This window comes from Robinsoniella sp., assembly GCF_034124845.1.
This window is the reverse complement of record NZ_JAWYAJ010000163.1, coordinates 1-3268: the sequence shown is the minus strand read 5'-3', so window position 1 is coordinate 3268 and position 3268 is coordinate 1. Positions and strand designations below refer to the sequence as shown.

Below are 3268 nucleotides of genomic sequence, written 5' to 3'. Positions count from 1 at the left end.
TGACGATCCGTACATTTCCCACCGGGAGAACCTGGCAGTGGGAGCTGCAGCCACAGCAAGTTCGGATAACAGTAATTTTACAAGCTTTGCTGCAGATTGTGCCGTTGATGGGGATTATAATACCTATTGGTGTGCCGACAGCGGAGATATGCCCCAATGGCTGGAACTTGATATGGGTGAGCCAAAATCATTCCAGGAAATAAATATCCTGATGCACAGAGGAATGAGTACAAAAACGGAAAAAGTTTCTTATAGCATCAAAGGTTCCCTGGATGGAGAAATTTGGGAGGATATCTACGAAGCAGCTGACCAGAAACCGACGGTAGTTAAAAATATGGATCGTTTACGTATCACCAGAGAGGGTACATACCGTTACCTCAGGCTGGAATATACCGATATTACATCAAACTGGGCAGCCGTCTATGAAGTTGAGGTATTTGCAGAAAAATCACCGGAAGAAGAAACAGACCAATTAGAAAATCTGGCAAGCTTTAGTATTGCAGAGGCAGGTTCAGCATCCAGTGACTCCACGGCAGATAAGGCAGTAGACGGCAACGCCTCCACCTGGTGGTGTGCGGACAGCGGGAATATGCCCCAGTGGCTGAGCCTGGATTTACAGGAAGAAAAAACCTTTAATATTATCAGAATGTATATGTATGGCGGCACGTCTTTAGTGGACTACACCATTCTGGGTTCCAATGATAAAGAAGACTGGCAGCCCCTTTATACGGGAGTGGGTGAGAAGCCAAAGCAGGCAGTGAATTCACAGTCAGTAGTGTTAGATATACCGGCAGCAGGTACGTATAGATATCTGAAGGTAGAATTCAGCAAGGCAGCAGGCAACTGGGCGACGATTGTGGAATTAGAGGTATATAATGATCCAGCATTAATCAATGTTAATCACGCTTCCAATGCATCGGTGACAGCAAGTTCCGTATCCGCTCCGGTCAGCGCACCTTCGAAATCTATAGATGGAGACAATACCACTTATTGGTGTGCAAGCAGCGGAGATATGCCCCAGTGGATTCAGTATGATTTGGGAGAAAGCAGGAAAATAGGATTCATCAACATGTTTATGGTTGGAGGCACGTCTTCTGTCAGCTATCAGCTGGAAGGGTCAGATGATGGTGACAACTGGAGTCTTATCACAGAAGAAGCTGACAGGAAAACCATAAATAAAGGCGGATTGTCCCTTGTGGAAATCCGGACAGACTGTCGTTACCAATATTTGAAACTGACCTTTCATGATGTTCAGGGAAATTGGCCAACCATGTCCGAGTTCGAGGTTTATAGTGAAGCAATAGCGCCACCGGAAGATGATGAAGTTCCGCAGTATGAAGGCGTTCTGCAGACTCCTCTTGTAAAGAGTGTGGGCAGTGGTGTTTACACGGAGGAAGGCGTTTATTCCAATACCGATTCCTGTTTATTCGATGGCGATGCCAGTACAGAATGGGTACCATACGGTCCGGTTGGTTCACAGACAATCCTAATGGATATGCTGCAGGAAAATGTGCTCCAGGGCATTGTAGTCAAGCTTGGAAATGGCTCCTATCTGCCGAAATACCGGATCGAAGGATCTAATAACAAAACAGACTGGACCATACTGGCAGATGCAACGTTACGTGATCCCCAGGTTTATCAAAAGGATGGCGGACAGGCTGTTTATGAAACACTTGCAGGACAATACCGGTATGTGAAGCTGTTGTGGCTGAATGCACCAAATAATGCCACCAATAAACAGATTGCGGAAATAGAACTGTATGCAGATCTGGCAACACCGGAATATCCGCAGCAAGCACAGACAGACGAGCTGCAGGCTCTGTACAGCGACTGGAAAACAAAGAATAATAACAGACAAGTATATACAAATGCCAGCTGGAAAGCATTACAGGTACAGCTTCAGGCAGCAGGCAGACTGCTGGTGGATCCGTATGCATCCCCCGCAGATGTGGATGGAGTTACGAATGCGCTAAAATCTGCTGTAAGCGGATTAGAGGAAAAGGGAGACAAAAGAGATCTGCAGACACTTGTACGTAATGCAGAGGGAAAACAGGAAAAAGATTATACACCCGTAAGCTGGAAAGTATTCGCACAGGCTCTTACAAATGCCCGGAATGTACTGGCTGATTCTCAAGCTGGTAAAAAGGCTGTTGCTCAGGCATATACATTCTTATCACAGGCAGATCAATCCCTTGTGCGTGTAACGAAGCCAAATCCTCCGGCAGAACCGGTTAAAGTGAGCAGTATCAGGCTGAACAAGACAAGTGACAGGCTGTTCGTCAAAGACAGGCTGAAACTGAGCGCTTCGGTAAGTCCGGCAGATGCCAAAGACCGGACCGTTACCTGGTCTTGCAGCAACACTGCAGTAGCTGAGGTAGATGCATCGGGGAATGTGACAGCGAAGAAAAAGGGATCTGCTGTTATAACAGCCAAAGCTAACGATGGAAGCGGGAAAAGCACTAGCTGCAATGTAACGGTAGTAAAAGCAACGGTGAAACTGAATGCAAAATCTATTCCGCTGCAATTGAAAAAATCGACGAAGGCAGTCAAAGCGTCCGGCTTACAAAAAGGAGATCATATTAAGAGCTGGAGCAGTTCTAAAAAGTCAGTGGCGGCTGTTGATAAAAAAGGAAAGATTACAGCAAAGAAAACGGGAAACACAACCATCACGGTTAAAACCCGTAAGGGTGCATCCGCAAAACTTACCGTTAAAGTAGTTAAGAGCAAAGTTACAACAAAGAGTATCAAAGCAGACGTATCAAAACTGACCCTGAAAAAAGGAGAATCCCGCAAACTGAACGTGACAAGAAACCCGGTTACGGCAACCGAAAAGATTACATATGAGACTTCCAACAAAAGAGTGGCAGATGTAAATAAGAGTGGTAAAATCACGGCTAAAAAGAGGGGAACAGCGGATATTACGGTAAAGACATCTAACAAGAAGTCTTATAAAGTGAAAGTGAACGTAAAATAAATCGATAAGTTGATGCGGCCACATTGTTGGTCGCATTTCTTATGTACTAGAGAGAACGCTTTATATTTGGGTTTTGCTGAGTAAGGACGCTTTGTAGATGGAGGTGGTGTACGGAAAGAGAAGGGGGCGGACCAGGAGAGGGGTTTGGAAGGCTTAACGCAGAACTGGCATTTTCTAACCTTCCCGAAGCGCTTTTTGGCGGCACGCGGGCATTCGCTGCGAAATCCTGATGCATTTCGCAGCTAGAGCGTGTATTAAAATTCCTTCCTGCCATCTGCACATCCCACTTTGCGG

The 3268-nt window shown here is 45.9% G+C and carries 2 protein-coding genes; one reads left to right on the top strand and one right to left on the bottom strand.

Going from position 1 to position 3268, the window contains the following annotated elements; genetic code table 11:
- Positions 1–2974 (top strand): discoidin domain-containing protein (locus ACH2DQ_RS07780; protein ID WP_395026240.1); only part of this gene is annotated, 2974 nt, incomplete at its 5' end.
- Between the two features lie 46 nt (positions 2975–3020).
- Here the strand turns inward: ACH2DQ_RS07780 and ACH2DQ_RS07775 are convergent.
- A partial coding sequence (locus ACH2DQ_RS07775; RefSeq protein ID WP_395026238.1) for a DUF6783 domain-containing protein occupies positions 3021–3268 on the bottom strand: 248 nt, incomplete at its 5' end.